The sequence below is a fragment of the Crenobacter caeni genome (assembly GCF_010435965.1).
In the GTDB taxonomy this organism is placed as follows: domain Bacteria; phylum Pseudomonadota; class Gammaproteobacteria; order Burkholderiales; family Chromobacteriaceae; genus Craterilacuibacter; species Craterilacuibacter caeni.
In genome coordinates, this window is sequence record NZ_JAAGAA010000004.1 from 97,157 (window position 1) to 114,651 (window position 17,495).

Below are 17,495 nucleotides of genomic sequence, written 5' to 3' on the forward strand. Positions count from 1 at the left end.
GGCTGGCATGCCAAAACCGCTATGGCATGGGTGTGTCGCCAGCAATCCGGTCGGCCGACAGGTAAAGGCGGATCAGTTCGGCCAGCGAGCCGACTTCGAGCTTGCTAAAGAGGCTCGCGCGGTGCGCTTCGACCGTGCGCGGCGAGAGCTCGAGCTCGCGGGCGATTTCCTTGCTGGAGAAGCCGTCGACCACGCGCTCGAGGATGTCGCGTTCGCGCTCGGACAGCCGGTCGAGCCGCTCGCTCGCGTCCTTGATCGCCACGTCGCGCGCCTGGCGGCTGATGCTCAGGCGGAAGGCGCGGCGCAGGCTGTCGATCAGCTGTGCGCGGTTGACCGGCTTGGGCAGGAAATCGATCGCGCCGGCACGAAAGGCGCGCGCGCACTGGTCGACGTCGCCGTGGCCGGTGATGAAGATGATCGGCAGCTTGGCCGCGCGCTCGGCGAGTACTTGCTGCAGCGCGAGCCCGGACAAGCCTGGCATGCGGATGTCGAGGATGATGGCGCCGATTTCGCCCGGGTCGGGTAGCGCGAGGAAGGCCTCGCCGCTCTCGTGGCCGTGCACGGTGTAGCCCTGGCTTGCGAGCAGCAGCTCGAGCGCGGCGCGGACCGCGGCGTCGTCGTCGATCAGGTGGACGACGGCTGTGGCGTGGTGGTCGGGCATGGGGGCTCCTCGAAACGGGGTGCGGGTAGTTCGAACATGAATTCGGCGCCGCCTTCGGCCAGGTTGCGCGCGTAGAGGGCGCCGCCGAACGATTCGATCAGCGTCTGGCTGATGGTCAGTCCCAGCCCCATCCCGCCGCCCTTGGGTTTGCCGCTATAGAAGGGGTCGAAGATGCGCGGCAACACGTCTGCCGGGATGCCGGGGCCGCTGTCGCTGACCCTGACCCGCACGCCGCCGGTGCACGCCTCGCTGCTGACGGTGATCCGCCCCCAGCCTGTCTGGCTGCCGGTGGCGTCCAGCGCGTTGCGGATCAGGTTCAGCAGCACTTGTTCGAGCTGGATCGGGTCGGCCTGCACGCGCGGCAGCGCGCTGGATAAGCGTGTGTTCAGGTGGGTCGTCGTGAAGCGCATCTCGGGCGTGGCCAGCAAGAGCGCGTTACGGACCGCCTGGTTGACGTCGACGCTGACGAGTTCGGGACGGCGCGCGGCGACGAAGTTGCGCAGCCCGCGCACGATATGCCCGGCGCGTTCCACCTGCGCGAGGCTGCCCTCGAGCGCGGTCCGGATCAGCTCGGGGTCGGCGTCGCCGTCTTCGAGCATGGACAGCGCGGCGTCGTTGTAGCTGTTGATCGCCGAAAGCGGCTGGTTGATCTCGTGCGCGATGCCCGAGGCCATCTCCGCCAGGCTGGACGCGCGTGCCGACTGCGCGTAGGCGGACGCGTGCGCGTGCAGCCGTTCGTCGCGCCGGTGCCGCGCGTCGCCCGGTTCCGCGTCCGGCAGCCGGGTCAGCGCGATCAGCGCGCCGTCGCCAAGCGGCGTCAGCCGCCCTTCGATGTACTGCTTGCCGGCTGGGGTGTCGACGTAGGCGTGGGCAGGTAGCGGGATCCGGACCTGCCGGGTGAGGCAATCTGCCAGCGGGTCGTCGCCGTGGGTCGCCAGTTCGACGTGCAGCGGCAGCACTTCGTCGATGCGCGCACCTTCGGCCAGCGCCCGCGTCGTCGCGGCCATCTCGAGCGCACGTGCATTCAGCGCGACGATGCGCCGCTGCGAATCGACGATCAGCACCGCGTCGCCGACGCCCTCGAGCAGCGCGTCTTCGCGGCGGCGGGTGCGGGCCGCGTGCGCCTGCGGGTCGTTGTGGCGCCGGCGCGCCCGCGCGTATCGGGCGTACAGCGTGCGGATGGCCGCAGCCAGCAGCGCGGCAAGCGCCGCGGTGGCCGCCAGCCAGGGGCCGGCTTCGAAGTTGCCGGGCAGCGCCGGCGCTTGCGCCTCTACGCGGTAGGGGAAGTCCGGCCGCAGTAGCGGCAGGCGCGCGTCGGGCGCGCCGAACAGCTGGCCGGACAGGCGCGCGAGGCGGGTTTCGGCAGTGGCGGGTGCCAGCAGCGGGATGGTTTCGGCGCGGCCTGTATGTGCGAGCCGTACGCTGATATCGGCGGGCAAGGGGACACCCGAGAGCAGGCGTTCGCTGCTCAGCGCGATCAGCGCGATGCCGTCCACTGCCAGGTTGTCGCGCCGGTTGTCGGTGAGTCTGGACTGGCGGCGCAGGATGGGCTCGACCAGGATCACGCCGCGTTCGCCGTTGCTCAGCGTGAGCGGTTCGGTGATGGCGAGCGCCGCGCTGCGCAGGCTGCGCCGCACGGCTGTGCCGATGATCGGGTTGGCCAACAGGTCGAGCCCGACCATGAAGCGGGCCGGGTAGTGGCGCTCCGGTGCGGTTTGCGTCAGCGGCAGGTAGTAATCGCGCTCGGGGGCTACCTGCCAGTAGCGCGCGTCCCGCCACGGCGCCTGCTGTCCAGGTGGCGGATGGAAGTCGCGGATGCGCACGGGGCCGCCGTACTGCAGGCTGAGCGACTTTTCGTATCCGGCGCGCGCCGCACGCGGAACGTAGGGCTGGCGGCCCATCACGTAGATAAAAGGCAAATCCTTTTGCAGGTGCGCGGCGCGTACGTGCAGGGTGTCGTGGGGGGCGGGCGCGTCGTTCGCCAGCAGGGAGAGCAGGTGTTCGGTCGCGGCGAGACGGGCGAGCAGCACGGCGCGCGCGGTTTCGGCCGCCTGCCGGACGTGCGCCTGTTGCTCGCGGTGGGTGGCGGCCAGCACGAGCAGCATCAGGCCTGCCCACAACGCGGCCCACAGTGCCAGCGCCATCGCATGGCTGCGTGCCAATCGCACCATGGGCTGGCTTACGGGGGGCGGCTGGCGCTTCATTCCTTGCCGCCGTGGCGGCCGATGATCATCAGTGACGCGCCATTTTGCAGCCTTGTGGCTGGGCCCGGGTTGAATAGCACATCTTCGCCGGGCGTTTCCAGGGCGATTACCATGGTGCGGCCGTCGTCCAGCGACAGGCATTCGCCAAGCTGCTTGCCGTCCCACTCGGGGTGTACGGGAACCACTTCGGCGCGGAAGGTATTGGGGTAGCGGGTATGGAGCCGCTCGAAAAAGTGCAGCGTCTCGGGATTGACGACCAGATTGGCGAGGTTGACGCCGCCTAGGTAGGAGGGGACGACCACCTTGTGTGCGCCGACCGCGAGCAGCTTGCGGCGTGACGCTTCGGTTTCCGCCTTGGCGACCAGCATCAGTTGCGGATTGAGCGTGCGGGCGGTGACGATTACGAAGGCGTTTTCGGCATCCGAGGTCAGGCAACTGATCAGCGCCCGCGCGTTGAGCGCGCCAGCCGCAGTCAGGTTGGCGTCTTCGGTTGCATCGCCGACGATATAGGGAATGTCCAGCGGGTCGAGTGCGCGTGCAGCGGCCTCGTCCCGTTCGACGGCGACGACGGGGTGGCCGCTGTGGGTCAGCTCGTCGATGGCGGCAAGCCCGGTGTGCGATAGCCCGCACACGATGATGTGGCCTTGCAGCCGGGCAATTTCTTTTTCCATGGCCCGTCTTTTCAGGATTTGCGGCAGGTCACTCTGGAACAGCAGCAGGGTCAGCGAGGAGAGCGCGTAGCCGACCACGCCAGTGCCGAAGAAGACCAGCGCGATGGTGAACGCGCGCCCCGCCTGCGAGAGGGGGTGCGTCTCACCGTAGCCTATGGTCGCCAGCGTAATGACCGTCATGTACAGGCTATCGAACAGCGGCCAGCCTTCGATCAGCGCGTAGCCTGACGTGCCGGTCAGGATGACGGCCCCGAGCAGTGCGGTCAGCAGCAGCAGTTTCCGGGTAAGTGCCTTGCCCATGGGTGACGCTCAGCCAAATGGGCGGATGTTATCCGATATGCATTATTTTGTGCAGATGTCGGCGGGGCGACCATCCGGAAAGTGGCGCGCCAGTTTGGCGAGTTTGGGCGCGATCACCGCCTGGCAATACGGCGCGTCGCCATGGTGCTCGAAATAGTGGTGGTGCTCGGCTTCGGCCGGCCAGAACGGGCCGGCCGCGGTGACTTCGGTAACGATGGGTGCGCCGAACACGCCTGTCTTGTCGAGCCGGGCAATCGCCTCGCGGGCGGCTTCGGCCTGCGCGTCGTCCAGCGTGAAGACCGCCGAGCGGTACTGCGGGCCGACGTCGTGCCCCTGGCGGTTGAGCGTGGTCGGGTCGTGGCAGGCGAAGAACACCGACAGCAGCGTCGGGTAGTCGATCACGGCCTCGTCGTAACGCACGCGCACCGCCTCGGCGTGTCCGCTGTCGCCGCGGCAGACCGCCCGGTAGTCGGGGTGTTCGAGCGTGCCACCGATGTAACCCGGCTCCACCGACACCACGCCCTGCATGCGGGCGAACGCCGCCTCCGTGCACCAGAAGCAGCCGCCTGCGAAGATCGCTGTCTGCATTTCAGTCTCCTGTGCGTTCGAAACGGGGGCGCAGGGCCCCGTCCACGCTGACGTTTTCCACGAACATCCCGGCGGGGCGCACCCACAGGGCGCCTGCGCCGTAGAGGGGGCGGTACAGCACCAGCCACTCTTCGGTCTCGCTGTGGCGGACTAGGTCGATCACCTGGTAGTCGCGCCCCTTGTAATGGCGGTAGCGGCCGGAGGGGATTGAAGGTCTTGCGTTCATGCCAGGTTCTCCCAGAGCCGGGTCAGGGCTTCGTATTGCTGGAGGTTGATGCGCGGCGGCACCGTCGCACCCTTGATCGGGTGTTCGGGTGCGGCGGTGTCGAGGATGTGTTGGGGGGCATCGGGCAGGACAACCAGCGGGCTTTGCGCCGAGGCGCCCCGCTTGACGACCACGCCAAGCTCGCCGCCGGCCAGTTCGACAAAACCGCCGGGCGGGTAGAAGCCAAGTTCGCGTACCAAGAGAGACACCAGCCGCGCGTCGAACTGTTCATCGCGGTTCTGGTAGAGCTGGGCCAGCGCCTGCCGGGCCGGCAGACGGCTCCGGTAGCCGCGCGGCATCAGCTTGGCGCATGCGATGTCGGCCAGATGCACGATATGCGCGGCGTCCACGATCTGCGCCTGTGTGAGCTGGAAAGGGTAGCCGCGGCCATTCCATTCTTCGTGGTGGGTCTGCACCGTTTCGTGCCAGCGCGGGTCGGTCACCCCCATTTCGCGCAGCAGCGCCGACGAGAGGATGGGGTGCAGGCGGATCAGCTGGTGCTGCGAGGTACTCGGCGGGCTGGCTTGTCCGGCCAGCAGGTCCTGCAGGCGGACGGTGCCGATATTCATGGTCATCGCGGCAAGCGTCACGATTTCCATCTCGTCGGCTTCCAGTTGCGCCTGCATGCCGAGCAAGGTGGCGAGCACGCTGGCGTTCAGTGCGTGCTGCAAGGTGTACTCGGGGCAGGGCGTGATGAGGATGGCGGCGATGCACGCGTCCGGTGCGTGGCAGGCGAGCCTGTTGACCTCTTTGCCCATCTCGCGCAATTGGCCTGCCGCGTCGCTGCAGGCGAGCGGGTCCCGGAAGATTTCGCCCAGTCGTTTGCGCAGCACGGCCAGGCTACGCATGGGTTCGCTTGGCGCGCCGTCTTCCAGCGCCATGTGCGCCGGGTGCGGTTGGTACAGCGAGCGGCCGCGGGCCGTCAGCCGGAATACGCCGTCGCCGTCCATTTCCAGATGGTTGCGGGCGAACAGGGTGTCGGGCAGGACTCTAGGCAGCATGGGCAGCTTCAACGTGAAAACCGAATATCATTATACGTTGGATGCTTGCCGTGCAAACAGGCGACAGCCGGCGCGGCATCGCATAAAATGCCGGCCTTTTGTGAAGGGTGGGCGAAGGCATGGCGATTGTTCTGGCACCGATGGAGGGGCTGGTCGACGAGGTGATGCGGGACGTGCTCACCCGCGTCGGCGGCATCGACTGGTGCGTGTCGGAGTTCATCCGCGTCACCGACACCCTGTTGCCGGTGAAGACCTACCAGCGGCACGCGCCCGAACTGTTCGGCAGCGGTGCGACCCGCGCCGGCGTCCCGCTGCGCGTGCAGTTGCTGGGCTCCGACCCGCAGGCGCTCTCGGTGAACGCGCTGCGCGCCGTCGAGTGCGGCGCGCGCGTGATCGACCTGAACTTTGGCTGCCCGGCGCCCAGCGTCAACCGCCACAGGGGCGGTGCGGCGCTGCTGAAGGAGCCCGCGCTGATGCACGAGATCACCCGCACCGTGCGCGCGACGTTGCCGGCTGACGTGCCGCTGACCGCCAAGATGCGGCTCGGCTTCGAGGACACCGCGCTGACCATGGACTGCGCGCACGCGCTGGTGAGCGGCGGCGTCGCCGAGCTCGCCGTGCACGCGCGCACCAAGGTCGAGGGCTACCGTCCGCCCGCGCACTGGGAATGGATAGACCGCATCCGCCGCGAATTTGCGCCGGTGAGGGTGATCGCCAACGGCGAAGTGTGGACGCTGGATGACTACCTGGCGATCGTCGAAGTGAGCGGCTGCGAGGACGTGATGATAGGCCGCGGTCTGATCGCGGCGCCCGACCTTGCGCGGCGCATCGTGCACTACCGCGCGACCGGCGAGCGGCTGGACGCGATGCCGTGGCGCGAGGTGTTGCCGTGGATCGTCGACTTCTTTGCGCAATGCCGCGGCAAGGGCGGCGCCACGCCGTTTGCCGTGGCGCGGCTCAAGCAGTGGCTGGGCCAGCTCAAGCGCAGCTACCCGCAGGCGGGCGAATTGTTCGAGTCGGTGCGCCGCCTGACCGACCAGGACGCGATCGCGGCGGTACTCTCGGGCGCGCACTAGGTATTTCTACGGATACCGCGACCCGGCAGCTGCGGGCATACTTGCCGCAAGTCCGGATCGCAAGGTTTGGATGGGCCAGCCCTCAGCTGGCGTTGCACTTCCCCATAGCAAATTGGTCCCCTTTCACCGTGTGAAAGGGGCTTTTTTTCGTTCTTTTGCGGCGCGGCAGCGGTTTGCGTGGCCGGGTGTGCGTGATAAAGTAAATTCTTATTTACCGAACAGACGCCGCCCAGGCGCCGCATCAGGAAGGACAAGCCCGTGACCCGAATCGCCGACCTCGCCCCGCAAGCCGTGTGGAGCCATTTCCAGACTCTGTGTGAAATTCCCCGTCCGTCCAAGCACGAGGGCGCGCTGCGCGACTATCTGAAGGGCTGGGCCGAACTGAAGGGCTTCGAGACCTCGGTCGACGCCACCGGCAACCTCTTGATCCGCAAGGGGGCGACGCCGGGCATGGAAGACCGCAAGGGCGTGGTGCTGCAAGGCCACCTCGACATGGTGTGCCAGGCCAACGCCGGTACCGAGCACGACTTCTTCAAGGACCCGGTGCGTCCGGTGCTGAAAGATGGCTGGCTGGTGGCCGAGGACACCACGCTGGGTGCCGACAACGGCATTGGCGTCGCGCTGGGGCTCGCCGCGCTCGAATCCGACACCCTCGCGCATGGTCCGCTCGAAGTGCTGCTGACCGTCGACGAGGAGGCCGGCATGGGCGGGGCGCTGGGGCTTGAGCCCGGCTGGCTGCAGGGTGAACTCCTGATCAATATCGACACCGAGGAGTGGGGCGACTTCTACCTCGGTTGCGCGGGTGGCGTCGACGTCAATGTGCGCACCGGCTACGCGCGCGAGGCGCTGCCGGCGGGGCATGCCGGCGCATTGCTGTCCGTGCGCGGCCTCAAGGGCGGCCACTCCGGCTGCGACATCCACCTCGAGCGCGGCAACGCCAACAAGCTGATGCTGCGCCTGATCCGCGAACTGCAGGCCGACTGCGGCGCGCGGGTTGCCTACTTCCGCGGCGGCACCGCGCGCAACGCGCTCGCCCGCGAGGCCGAGGCGCGCATCAGCTACCCCGCCGCGATGCACGCTGCGGTCGAGGGTCGCGTCGCCGCGTATCAGGCGCTGCTGCGCGACGAACTCGCCGGTGTCGACGACGGCGTGACGGTCAGCGTCAAGGCGGCCGAAGTGGTCGAGGTGATGGCGCAAGCGGACGAGACGCGCGTGTTCGCCGCGCTGCACGCCGCGCCGCACGGGGTCAAGCGCATGAGCCGCAAGGTCGAGGGCGTGGTCGAGACCTCGAACAACCTCGGCGTGATCGTGGTCGAGGACGGCGCGGTGTTCGCCAACCTGATGGTGCGCTCCTTGCTGGAGTCGGGCACCCGCATGCTGGCCGACGAGATCGTCGACCTGTTCACGCTCGCCGCGTTCGACATCGAGCGCGAAGGCGAGTACCCGGGCTGGGCACCGAACCCGGGCTCGGCCCTGCTCGACCTGTTCCAGCGCGTGTACGCGCGCGAGTTCGGCGGCGAGGCGGGCGTCAAGGTGATCCACGCCGGCCTCGAGTGCGGCCTGATCGGCGCGCGCTACCCGCATATGGACATGGTGTCGTTCGGCCCCGATATCCGCGGCGCGCACGCGCCGGGCGAGCGCGTCAACGTCGAGTCGGTCGCCCATGTGTGGCGCCTGCTGCAGGCGGTGCTCGCCGACGTGCCCGCCCGCGGCTAAGCGTCCGCGGCGCCTTCCAGTTAAAGCCCGGCCTCGTGCCGGGCTTTTTTTGTGCACAAGTCATGCGCATCGGGTGCCATGGGGTTTGCGGCAGCTTGCCAGGACGTGGTTTGATCTGGGTCAAGTTTTCTGTAAACCCATGTCGCATAGCTGATTGGGTGGTATCGAAGGCTTGAATTAGAATCGCCAAAAACCCACAAAGCCGTCACTACAAAGGAAAGCCTCAACATGAGTCAGGCAGTCACCCGTTCGACCTTTGACGAGGTCATGGTTCCCAACTACAGCCCGGCCGGCTTTATTCCTGTGCGCGGCGAAGGCTCGCGGGTGTGGGACCAGTCCGGCCGCGAGTACGTGGACCTCGCCGGCGGCATCGCGGTCAACTCGCTCGGCCACTGCCATCCTGAACTGGTGGCCGCGCTCTCCGAGCAGGCCGGCCTGCTCTGGCATGTCTCCAACGTGTTCACCAACGAGCCCGCGCTCAAGCTCGCGTCGCTCCTGGTCGAGAAGACCTTCGCAGAGCGCGTGTTCTTCTGCAACTCGGGTGCGGAAGCCAACGAGGCGGCGTTCAAGCTGGCGCGCAAGTACGCGAGCGACCATTTCGGCGCGCACAAGCACGAGATCCTGTCGACGCGCAATTCCTTCCACGGCCGCACCCTGTTCACGGTGTCGGTCGGCGGACAACCCAAGTACACCGAGGGCTTCGCGCCGGTGCCCGCCGGCATCCGCCACTTCGATTACAACGATATCGAGTCGCTGGAAGCGCTGATCAGCGACGCGACCTGCGCGGTGGTGGTCGAGCCGGTGCAGGGCGAGGGCGGCGTGCTGCCGGCCGATCCGGCCTTCCTCGAAGCAGCCCGCGCCCTGTGCGACAAGCACGGCGCGCTCCTCATCTTCGACGAGGTGCAGACCGGCGTCGGCCGCAGCGGCTCGCTGTACGCGTACATGGAATACGGCGTCACGCCGGACATCCTGACCTCGGCCAAGTCGCTCGGCGGCGGTTTCCCGGTCGGCGCAATGCTGACCACCAGCAAGGTTGGTGCGAGCTTCGTCGTCGGCACCCACGGCTCGACCTACGGCGGCAACCCGCTGGCGTGCGCGGTCGCGCTGCGCGTGCTGGAGATCGTCAGCCGTCAGGAGACGCTGGATGGCGTGCGTGCCAAGGCCGCGCGCCTGAGCCGGGGCCTGTCCGAACTTGGCGAGCGATTCGGCGTGTTCGAGTCCGTGCGCGGCATGGGCCTGTTGCTCGGTTGCGTGCTGGCCCCGGCGTACGCCGGTCGCGCGCGCGACGTGCTCAAGGCTGCCGAGGAAGAGGGGCTGATGCTGCTGGTCGCCGGCACCAATGTGGTCCGCCTCGCGCCAAGCCTCTTGGTCTCCGACGCGGACATCGACGAGGGCCTCGCCCGCCTCGAGCTCGCGCTGGCACGCCTCGCCCGCTGATCCGTTGAACCTGGCGCCGGGCCGGCCGGCCCGGCGCGCATTACCCGCTACCAGAAATCCCGCCCGCGAGGCGGGGCGGGCCTGCCTGCGCCCGAAAAACGAGGGGAGAAGCACCATGCTGACCGTAAGACCCGCCACCATCGGCGACTTGCCCGCGCTCGAAGCGATGGCCGTCGCCAGCGGCGTTGGCGTCACCAGCCTGCCGGCCAACCGCGAGAAGCTGTACGACAAGCTGCGCCGCTCCGAGGCAGCCTTCGAGCAGGAAGGCGCGGACAGCGACTACTACATGTTCGTGCTCGAGCGCGAGGGCGCCGTCGTCGGCACCGCGGCGATCGCGGCGCAGGCGGGTTTTGACGAGCCCTTTTACAGCTACCGCAGCGAGACGCTGGTGCACGCGTCGCGCTCGCTCGGGGTGAACAACCGCATCCACGCGCTGACCATGTGCCACGACCTGACCGGCCTCGTGCAGCTGTGCGGCTTCTACTGCGAGCGCGCGTTTGCCGCCGAGGCGGCCGAGCTCTTGTCGCGTGCCCGCCTGCTGTTCATCGCGAGCGAGCGTGCGCGCTTCGGCCGCCGCGCGATCGCCGAGATGCTCGGCGTGCACGACGTCGCCGGCCAGTCGCCGTTCTGGGACGCGATCGGCCGCCGCTTCTTCAACATGGACTTCAACGAAGTCGAGCGCGCGTTCGCCGAGCACAGCAAGACCTTTGTCGCCGAGCTGATGCCGGCGTACCCGATCTACGTGCCCTTGCTGCCGGACGCCGCGCAGGCGGCGATCGGCCAGGTCCACCCCGACTTCGAACAGCCTTGCCGCATCCTCGGCGCCGAAGGCTTCGAGGCCGACCAGTATCTCGACATCTTCGACGGCGGCGCGGTGCTGACCGCCGACATCGATTCGCTGCTGACTGTACGTGGTGCGACGGCCCTGCCGCTGGGCGTGACCGCGAGCCTGCCCGAAGGGGCGACACCGACGTTGCTGGGGGCCGGCGAGCGCGCGGCGTTCCGCTCGACGGTCGGGCGCGCGTTTGTCAGCGACGGCAAGGTTTGGGTCGACCCGGATACCGCCCAGGTGCTGGGTGCGGTGGACGGCCAGACGGTACGCGCGGTCGCGCAACTGGGTCTTTGAGGGGTTACAACATGGTGTGCATTCGTCCCGTCCGTTTCCAGGACCTTGACGGCCTGATGAACCTCGCGCGCAGCGCCGGGGTCGGCCTCACTTCATTGCCGGTCAACGAGGAGCGGCTGACCCGCCGCATCAGCCGTTCCGTGCTGAGCTTCGCCGGCGACCTCGAACGCGGCGACCAGGGTTACGTGTTCGTGCTCGAAGACCTCGCCACCGGTGCGATCGGCGGCATCTGCGCGCTGGAGGCCGCGGTCGGCCTCAAGGAGCCGTGGTACAACTACCGCGTCGGCACCATCGTGCACGCGTCCGAGGAAATGGGCGTCTACACCCGCCACGAGACGCTGTTCCTCTCCAACGACCATACCGGCTACAGCGAGCTGTGCACGCTGTTCCTGCACCCAGACTACCGCGTCAACCGCAACGGCAGCCTGCTCTCCAAGTGCCGCTTCCTGTTCATGGCGCAGTTCCCGCAGCTGTTCGGCAAGGTGACCGTCGCCGAGATGCGCGGCTACTCGGACGAGCAGGGCGCGTCGCCGTTCTGGGAAGCGCTCGGCCGCCACTTCTTCTCGCTCGACTTCGCGCACGCCGATTACCTGACCGGCATCGGCCAGAAGGCCTTCGTCGCCGAACTGATGCCCAAGTACCCGGTGTATATCGACTTCCTGGCGCCGGAAGCGCAGGCGGTGATCGGCCGTACGCACGACAACACGCGCCCGGCGGTGGCGATGCTCGAGGCCGAGGGTTTCCGCTACGAGGGCTACGTCGACATCTTCGACGCGGGCCCGACCGTGCAGACGTATACCAGCGAGATCCGCGCGGTGCGCGAGAGCGCGCTGAAAATCGTGCGCGTGATCGACCCGCTGCCGGCCGAAGGCGGCCAGGCGGTGCTGGTGTCGAACACCGCATTCGCCGACTTCCGCTGCCTGCTCGCCGTCACCTGTGTCGACCACGAATCCGTCGCGCTGACGCCCGCGCTTGCCGAGCGCCTGGGCGTCGCCGAGGGCGACACCGTACGCGTCGTCACCGTCAACCCTGCGGAGAAAATCGCATGAGTACCCACCTGATCAACGGGCAATGGCTGGCCGGGCACGGCGCGGCGTTCAGCAAGCTTGACCCGGCCAGTGCCGAGCCCCTGTGGCAGGGGCAGGCCGCCGGCGCCTCGCAGGTCGGCGCGGCGGTCGCGGCCGCCCGTGCCGCCTTCGTGCCTTGGGCGCGGCTGGGGCTGGCCGCGCGGCTGGAGATCATCCGCCGCTTCGCGGTGCTGTTGGGCGAGAACCGCGAACAGCTCGCGTCGGTGATCGCGCGCGAGACCGGCAAGCCTCGTTGGGAGGCGCTGACCGAGGTTACGACCATGTCGGCCAAGGTGGAGATCTCGGTGAAGGCTTTCGAGGAACGCACCGGCGAGCGCGCCGCGCCGATGGCCGACGCGCAGGCAGTGCTCAGGCACAAGCCGCACGGCGTCGCCGCCGTGTTCGGGCCGTACAACTTCCCCGGCCACCTGCCCAACGGTCATATCGTGCCGGCGCTGATCGCCGGCAACACCGTGGTGTTCAAACCGTCCGAGCTGACCCCGTGGACCGCCGAGGAGACGGCCAAGCTTTGGCAGGCGGCCGGCCTGCCGGACGGCGTGCTGAACCTGGTGCAAGGCGGCAAGGACACCGGCGTCGCGCTGGCCGGCAACGACGGCATCGACGCGCTGTTCTTCACCGGCAGCTCCGCCACCGGCGCCGCCTTGCACCGCCAGTTCGCCGGGCGTCCGGACAAGGTGCTTGCGCTCGAGATGGGCGGCAACAACCCGCTGATCGTGTGCGAGCTCGCCGACGTCGACGCCGCCTTGCACCACGTGATCCAGTCCGCCTTCGTGTCGGCCGGCCAGCGCTGCACCTGCGCGCGCCGGCTGATGGTGCCCAGGGGGGCGTGGGGCGACGCGTTTGTCGGTCGCCTCACTGCGGCGACTGCGGCGATCCGCGTCGGCCGCTGGGACGAAGAGCCGCAGCCCTTCATGGGGGCGCTGGTGTCGGTCGCCGCAGCGGATGCGCTGCTCGCGGCGCAGGACAATCTGGAAGCACTGGGCGCGCGCGTGCTGCTGCCGATGCGCCGCCTCGATGCGGGTAGCGCCATGCTGTCGCCGGGGATGGTCGACGTGACCGGTGTGGCCGGTGTGCCGGACGAGGAGTACTTCGGCCCGCTGCTGCAGCTCTATCGTTACGGCGACCTCTCCGAGGCGATCGGGCTTGCCAACGCCACCCGCTTCGGGCTGGCCGGCGGGGTGCTGTCCGACGACCGCGACAGCTTCGAGCGTTATCTCGTCGAAGGGCGTGCCGGTGTCGTCAACTGGAACAAGCCCCTGACCGGCGCGTCGAGCGCGGCGCCGTTCGGCGGGGTAGGGGCGTCCGGCAACCATCGCCCCAGCGCGTACTACGCGGCCGATTACTGCGCGTGGCCTGTCGCGTCGCTGGAGAGCGAGGCGCTCTCGCTGCCCGCGCAGCGCTCACCCGGCCTGCCTTTCTGAGGCGATCCGGGCAATGGGGAACAGGGGCCATGCGAACGTATGGCCTTTTTCTTGCATGGATGTTGCCCGGCTTGCCGGTACTTGTGGTTTTAACGCGTTAGATAAAAACGCGTCCGGCCGAGAGCTGGCCGGCCTTGGCTTGAGTTAGGTTGGAAGAAAATCGCAATAAAAACAGTACTTTGTGATCACCCATTTGCTCAGATTGTTATATGGATTTTTCATGCATTCTTCATTGACAGGCGATTGTATGCAGAAGCATAATCGCCCCACAATGGCCGGCTAAGTGCCATAAAGTTGTGCAATGCACAGGGGATACGGCGGTCAAGCAAGAGGCAAAAGCCCGCTCGCCGTGAAGCAGTCAAAACAAAGGAGTCTTTCGTGGACATCTTCATCCAGCAAATCCTGAACGGCCTGGTGCTGGGCAGCATCTACGCGTTGATCGCGTTGGGCTACACCATGGTCTACGGCATCATGGGGCTGATCAACTTCGCGCACGGCGAAGTGGTGATGGTCGGCGGCATGGTGACCGTTTCCGTGGTTTCCGCCTTGATGGCAGCAGGTCTTGGCCTGCCGCCCCTGGCGCTGATCCTGATCGGCCTGATGGTCGCCGTCGCCGCGTGCATGCTGCTCGGCTTCACCATCGAGCGCGTCGCCTACCGTCCGCTGAGAAAGGCGCAGCGTCTGGCGCCGCTGATCACCGCGATCGGCGTGTCCATCGTGCTGCAGCAACTGGCGATCCTGGTGTGGGGCCGCAACTACATCCCGTTCCCGCCGATTCTCGACCATGACGTGATCCAGATCTTCGGCGCGAGCATCACCCGCCTGCAGATGGTGATCATCGTGCTGTGCCTCGCGATCATGGGCGGCTTGCTGCTGGTGGTCGAGAAGACCAAGCTGGGCCGCGCGATGCGCGCGACCAGCCAGAACCCGGCGGTCGCCGGCCTGATGGGCGTCAACGTCAACACCATCATCTCGGCGACCTTCGTGATCGGCTCGGCGCTCGGCGCGATCGCCGGCCTGATGGTCGCGACCAACTACGAGCAGGTCCATTACTACATGGGCTTCATGATCGGCCTGAAGGCGTTCACCGCGGCGGTGTTGGGTGGCATCGGCAACCTGGCCGGCGCGGTCGCCGGCGGCATCCTGCTTGGCATCATCGAGAGTCTGGGCGCCGGCTATATCGGCGACTTGACCGGCGGCTTCCTCGGCTCGCACTACCAGGACATCTTCGCCTTCGCGGTGCTGATCGTGGTGCTGATCTTCCGTCCGTCCGGCCTGTTGGGCGAAAAGATGGCTGACCGCGCGTAAGGATGGGGAGAACAAAACCATGAACACCATGACCAAACAGCCGGCCAGCGCCAAGAAGGTTGCCACCTTCGTCGCCAGCGCCATCGTGCTCGCGGTGCTGCCCTTTATCGTCGGCGGCACCTTCGGCAACTCCTGGGTGCGCACGCTGGACTTCGCGCTGCTCTACGTGATGCTGGCGCTGGGCCTCAATATCGTGGTCGGCTTCGCCGGCCTCCTGGACCTGGGTTTCATCGCGTTCTACGCGGTCGGCGCCTACACCTTTGGCCTCTTGGCGTCGCCGCATTTCAGCCTAGACATGCCGTTCTGGATCACGCTGCCCCTGGGCGCGCTGTTCGCGGCGATGTTCGGCGTGATGCTGGGCACCCCGGTGCTGAAGCTCAAGGGCGATTACCTGGCCATCGTGACGCTCGGTTTCGGCGAGATCATCCGTATCTTCCTGAACAACCTGAACGCGCCGGTCAACCTCACCAACGGCCCGCAGGGCATCAACCTGATCACCCCGATCGAGGTCGCCGGCTTCTCGTTCGGCAAGCCGCACGAGTTCTTCGGCATCACCTTCAACGGCGTGTACATGTATTACTACCTGTTCCTCGCCCTGACGGTGCTGGTGGTGATCATGGCGTGGCGTCTGCAGCACTCGCGGATCGGCCGCGCTTGGGTCGCGATGCGCGAGGACGACATCGCCGCCGCGGCGATGGGCATCAACATCCGCAACATCAAGCTGCTGGCGTTCGCGCTGGGCGCGCTCTCCGGCGGTGTGGCAGGCGGCCTGTTTGCCTCGTTCCAGGGCTTCATCTCGCCCGAATCGTTCGGCCTTCTGGAGTCGATCATGATCCTGGCGATGGTGGTGCTGGGCGGCATGGGCAACATCCCGGGCGTGATCCTCGGCGCCGTGGTGCTGACCGTCGTGCCGGAAGTGCTGCGCGACGTGATCGGTCCCTTGCAGATGGCGACCTTCGGCAAGATGATCATCGACCCGGAAAACGCCCGCATGCTGCTGTTCGGCCTCGCGCTTGTTGTGATGATGCTGGTCCGTCCGGAGGGGATGCTGCCCTCCAAGCGCCGCAAGGCGGAATTCGAAGACGCGAAGGAAGGTGTGTGAGCCATGGCTGAAGTCCTGCTGAAAATCGACGGCATCGTCAAACGCTTCGGCGGCCTGGTCGCGCTCTCCGAGGTCGGACTGACCATCAACAAGGGCGAGATCTACGGCCTGATCGGCCCGAACGGCGCCGGCAAGACCACGCTCTTCAACGTGCTGACCGGCCTTTACATGCCCGACGAGGGGAGCTTCACCTTCAACGGGCAGAACCTGTTCCGCGCCAAGCCGCACGTGGTGGTCGGCGCCGGCATCGCGCGCACCTTCCAGAACATCCGACTCTTCAAGGAGATGACGGCGCTGGAGAACGTGATGGTCGGCCGCCATATCCGCTCCAAGGCGGGCGCGCTGGGCGCCGTGCTGCGCGACCCGCGCACCATGGCCGAAGAGCGGGCGATCCGCGACAAGGCGATGGAACTGCTGGCCTATGTCGGCATCACCGAGGTCGCGCACGAGTTCGCCAAGAACCTGAGCTACGGCCATCAGCGCCGCCTGGAGATCGCCCGCGCGCTGGCGACCGAGCCCAAGCTCCTGGCACTGGACGAGCCGGCCGCCGGCATGAACCCGCGCGAGACGGAAGAACTCAAGGCGCTGATGGAGAAGATCCGCGCGTCCGGCGTGACCGTGCTGCTGATCGAACACGACGTCAAGCTGATGATGGGCTTGTGCGACCGCATCGCGGTACTCGACTACGGCAAGAAGATCGCCGAAGGGGTGCCCGAAGTCGTCCGTCGCGACCCGAAAGTGATCGAGGCCTATCTGGGGGTGGCCCACGAATGAGCATGCTGAAAGTCAACAATCTTGAGGTCGCCTACGGCGGCATCCAGGCGGTCAAGGGCATCGATTTGACCATCGAGAAGGGCGAACTGGTCACGCTGATCGGCGCCAACGGCGCGGGCAAGACGTCCACCTTGCGCACCCTGGTCGGCATGGAAAAGAAGTCCGGCGGCAGCATCGTCTACGACGGGCAGGATATTTCGGGCGTGCCGGTGTACGACTTCGTGCGCCGCGGCCTGGTGATGATCCCCGAGGGGCGCGGCGTGTTCGCCAAGCTCACCGTCGAGGAAAACCTGCGCATGGGCGCGTACTACCGCAACGACGAGGACGGCATCAAGGCCGACATCGAGCATGTGTACGAGCTGTTTCCCCGCCTGAAGGAGCGCCAGAAGCAGCTCGCCGGCACGCTCTCCGGCGGCGAGCAGCAGATGGTCGCCATGGGCCGCGCCATCCTGTCGCGCCCCAAGCTTCTGCTGCTGGACGAGCCGTCGATGGGTCTCGCGCCCCTGATCGTCGAGAAGATCTTCGAGATCGTGCGCAAGATCTCGGCCGAGGGCGTCACCATGCTGTTGGTCGAGCAGAACGCCAAGCTTGCGCTGGAAGTGTCGCAGCGCGGCTACGTGATGGAGAGCGGCCGCATCACCATGAGCGGCAACTCGAAAGACCTGCTCGACGACGAGCGCGTGCGTAACGCGTATCTGGGCGAATAAGCACGTTTTTGGGTGCTGGCGGCGCCGTGGCGACACGGCGCCTTTTGCTT

At 67.2% G+C, this 17,495-nt stretch carries 16 protein-coding genes; 10 read left to right on the forward strand and 6 right to left on the reverse strand.

The genetic code is table 11. The features are described 5' to 3' along the window. Nucleotides 1-19: 19 nt before the first annotated feature. Genes GZH52_RS05805 through GZH52_RS05830 form a run of 6 tightly spaced genes read right to left on the reverse strand, consistent with a single transcriptional unit; the run spans nt 20 to nt 5,690 of the window. Nucleotides 20-661, reverse strand: coding sequence for a response regulator transcription factor (locus tag GZH52_RS05805; protein WP_163315542.1), 642 nt, complete (start codon nt 659-661; stop codon nt 20-22). After that, entirely contained in the window at nt 625-2,805 is a 2,181-nt protein-coding gene (locus tag GZH52_RS05810; RefSeq protein WP_163315543.1) for an ATP-binding protein, read from the reverse strand. The genes GZH52_RS05805 and GZH52_RS05810 overlap by 37 nt, the downstream gene beginning before the upstream one ends. A gap of 56 nt (nt 2,806-2,861) precedes the next feature. Continuing rightward, nucleotides 2,862-3,836, reverse strand: a complete 975-nt coding sequence (locus tag GZH52_RS05815; protein WP_163315544.1) for a potassium channel family protein — start codon at nt 3,834-3,836, stop codon at nt 2,862-2,864. A 42-nt stretch (nt 3,837-3,878) separates the two neighbouring features. Continuing rightward, nucleotides 3,879-4,424 (reverse strand): peptide-methionine (S)-S-oxide reductase MsrA, encoded by a 546-nt coding sequence (gene msrA, locus GZH52_RS05820; RefSeq protein WP_163315545.1) that lies wholly within the window; start codon nt 4,422-4,424, stop codon nt 3,879-3,881. A 1-nt stretch (nt 4,425) separates the two neighbouring features. Beyond that, nucleotides 4,426-4,650 carry a DUF1653 domain-containing protein gene (locus GZH52_RS05825; protein WP_163315546.1) on the reverse strand — a complete coding sequence of 75 codons (225 nt, stop codon included), beginning with the start codon at nt 4,648-4,650 and terminating at the stop codon, nt 4,426-4,428. Then, a complete protein-coding gene (locus GZH52_RS05830) occupies nt 4,647-5,690 on the reverse strand; it encodes an HD-GYP domain-containing protein (RefSeq protein WP_163315547.1) in 1,044 nt (347 codons plus the stop codon). The genes GZH52_RS05825 and GZH52_RS05830 overlap by 4 nt, the downstream gene beginning before the upstream one ends. Nucleotides 5,691-5,809: 119 nt before the next feature. On the opposite strand from GZH52_RS05830, the gene GZH52_RS05835 reads away from it, so the two are divergent. The 10 genes from GZH52_RS05835 to GZH52_RS05880 all read left to right on the forward strand — a co-directional run bounded on the left by GZH52_RS05835 (nt 5,810) and on the right by GZH52_RS05880 (nt 17,445). Continuing rightward, nucleotides 5,810-6,766, forward strand: a complete 957-nt coding sequence (locus tag GZH52_RS05835; RefSeq protein ID WP_163315548.1) for a tRNA dihydrouridine synthase — start codon at nt 5,810-5,812, stop codon at nt 6,764-6,766. Between the two features lie 258 nt (nt 6,767-7,024). Then, complete coding sequence (locus tag GZH52_RS05840; protein WP_163315549.1) at nt 7,025-8,482, forward strand: beta-Ala-His dipeptidase; 1,458 nt, start codon at nt 7,025-7,027, stop codon at nt 8,480-8,482. A 228-nt stretch (nt 8,483-8,710) separates the two neighbouring features. Further along, a complete protein-coding gene (locus tag GZH52_RS05845; RefSeq protein WP_163315550.1) occupies nt 8,711-9,919 on the forward strand; it encodes an aspartate aminotransferase family protein in 1,209 nt (402 codons plus the stop codon). Between the two features lie 115 nt (nt 9,920-10,034). Next, entirely contained in the window at nt 10,035-11,045 is a 1,011-nt protein-coding gene (locus GZH52_RS05850) for an arginine N-succinyltransferase (RefSeq protein WP_163315551.1), read from the forward strand. Between the two features lie 11 nt (nt 11,046-11,056). Next, entirely contained in the window at nt 11,057-12,094 is a 1,038-nt protein-coding gene (gene astA, locus GZH52_RS05855) for an arginine N-succinyltransferase (RefSeq protein ID WP_163315552.1), read from the forward strand. Then, the gene (gene astD / locus GZH52_RS05860; protein WP_163315553.1) at nt 12,091-13,554 is read left to right on the forward strand and encodes a succinylglutamate-semialdehyde dehydrogenase; all 1,464 of its coding nucleotides are present in this window, start codon (nt 12,091-12,093) and stop codon (nt 13,552-13,554) included. Before astA ends, astD begins: the two co-directional genes overlap by 4 nt. A gap of 378 nt (nt 13,555-13,932) precedes the next feature. Then, nucleotides 13,933-14,862 (forward strand): ABC transporter permease subunit, encoded by a 930-nt coding sequence (locus GZH52_RS05865; RefSeq protein WP_163315554.1) that lies wholly within the window; start codon nt 13,933-13,935, stop codon nt 14,860-14,862. Nucleotides 14,863-14,890: 28 nt separating this feature from the next. Then, nucleotides 14,891-15,964, forward strand: coding sequence for an ABC transporter permease subunit (locus GZH52_RS05870; protein WP_432417430.1), 1,074 nt, complete (start codon nt 14,891-14,893; stop codon nt 15,962-15,964). A gap of 3 nt (nt 15,965-15,967) precedes the next feature. Beyond that, nucleotides 15,968-16,738: an ABC transporter ATP-binding protein gene (locus tag GZH52_RS05875; RefSeq protein ID WP_163315556.1), complete on the forward strand. Its 771-nt coding sequence runs from the start codon at nt 15,968-15,970 to the stop codon at nt 16,736-16,738. Then, complete coding sequence (locus tag GZH52_RS05880) at nt 16,735-17,445, forward strand: ABC transporter ATP-binding protein (RefSeq protein WP_163315557.1); 711 nt, start codon at nt 16,735-16,737, stop codon at nt 17,443-17,445. The genes GZH52_RS05875 and GZH52_RS05880 overlap by 4 nt, the downstream gene beginning before the upstream one ends. The last annotated feature ends 50 nt before the right edge of the window (nt 17,446-17,495 follow it).

Bases quoted from the DNA above. Each gene is read 5' to 3' on its own strand.
- GZH52_RS05825 (WP_163315546.1), bottom strand. From the start codon at position 4,650: ATGAACGCAAGACCTTCAATCCCCTCCGGCCGCTACCGCCATTACAAG.
- GZH52_RS05810 (WP_163315543.1), bottom strand. From the start codon at position 2,805: ATGGCGCTGGCACTGTGGGCCGCGTTGTGGGCAGGCCTGATGCTGCTC.
- msrA (WP_163315545.1), bottom strand. From the start codon at position 4,424: ATGCAGACAGCGATCTTCGCAGGCGGCTGCTTCTGGTGCACGGAGGCG.
- GZH52_RS05875 (WP_163315556.1), top strand. From the start codon at position 15,968: ATGGCTGAAGTCCTGCTGAAAATCGACGGCATCGTCAAACGCTTCGGC.
- astD (WP_163315553.1), top strand. From the start codon at position 12,091: ATGAGTACCCACCTGATCAACGGGCAATGGCTGGCCGGGCACGGCGCG.
- GZH52_RS05830 (WP_163315547.1), bottom strand. From the start codon at position 5,690: ATGCTGCCTAGAGTCCTGCCCGACACCCTGTTCGCCCGCAACCATCTG.
- GZH52_RS05870 (WP_432417430.1), top strand. From the start codon at position 14,891: ATGACCAAACAGCCGGCCAGCGCCAAGAAGGTTGCCACCTTCGTCGCC.
- astA (WP_163315552.1), top strand. From the start codon at position 11,057: ATGGTGTGCATTCGTCCCGTCCGTTTCCAGGACCTTGACGGCCTGATG.
- GZH52_RS05845 (WP_163315550.1), top strand. From the start codon at position 8,711: ATGAGTCAGGCAGTCACCCGTTCGACCTTTGACGAGGTCATGGTTCCC.
- GZH52_RS05815 (WP_163315544.1), bottom strand. From the start codon at position 3,836: ATGGGCAAGGCACTTACCCGGAAACTGCTGCTGCTGACCGCACTGCTC.
- GZH52_RS05880 (WP_163315557.1), top strand. From the start codon at position 16,735: ATGAGCATGCTGAAAGTCAACAATCTTGAGGTCGCCTACGGCGGCATC.
- GZH52_RS05805 (WP_163315542.1), bottom strand. From the start codon at position 661: ATGCCCGACCACCACGCCACAGCCGTCGTCCACCTGATCGACGACGAC.
- GZH52_RS05850 (WP_163315551.1), top strand. From the start codon at position 10,035: ATGCTGACCGTAAGACCCGCCACCATCGGCGACTTGCCCGCGCTCGAA.
- GZH52_RS05835 (WP_163315548.1), top strand. From the start codon at position 5,810: ATGGCGATTGTTCTGGCACCGATGGAGGGGCTGGTCGACGAGGTGATG.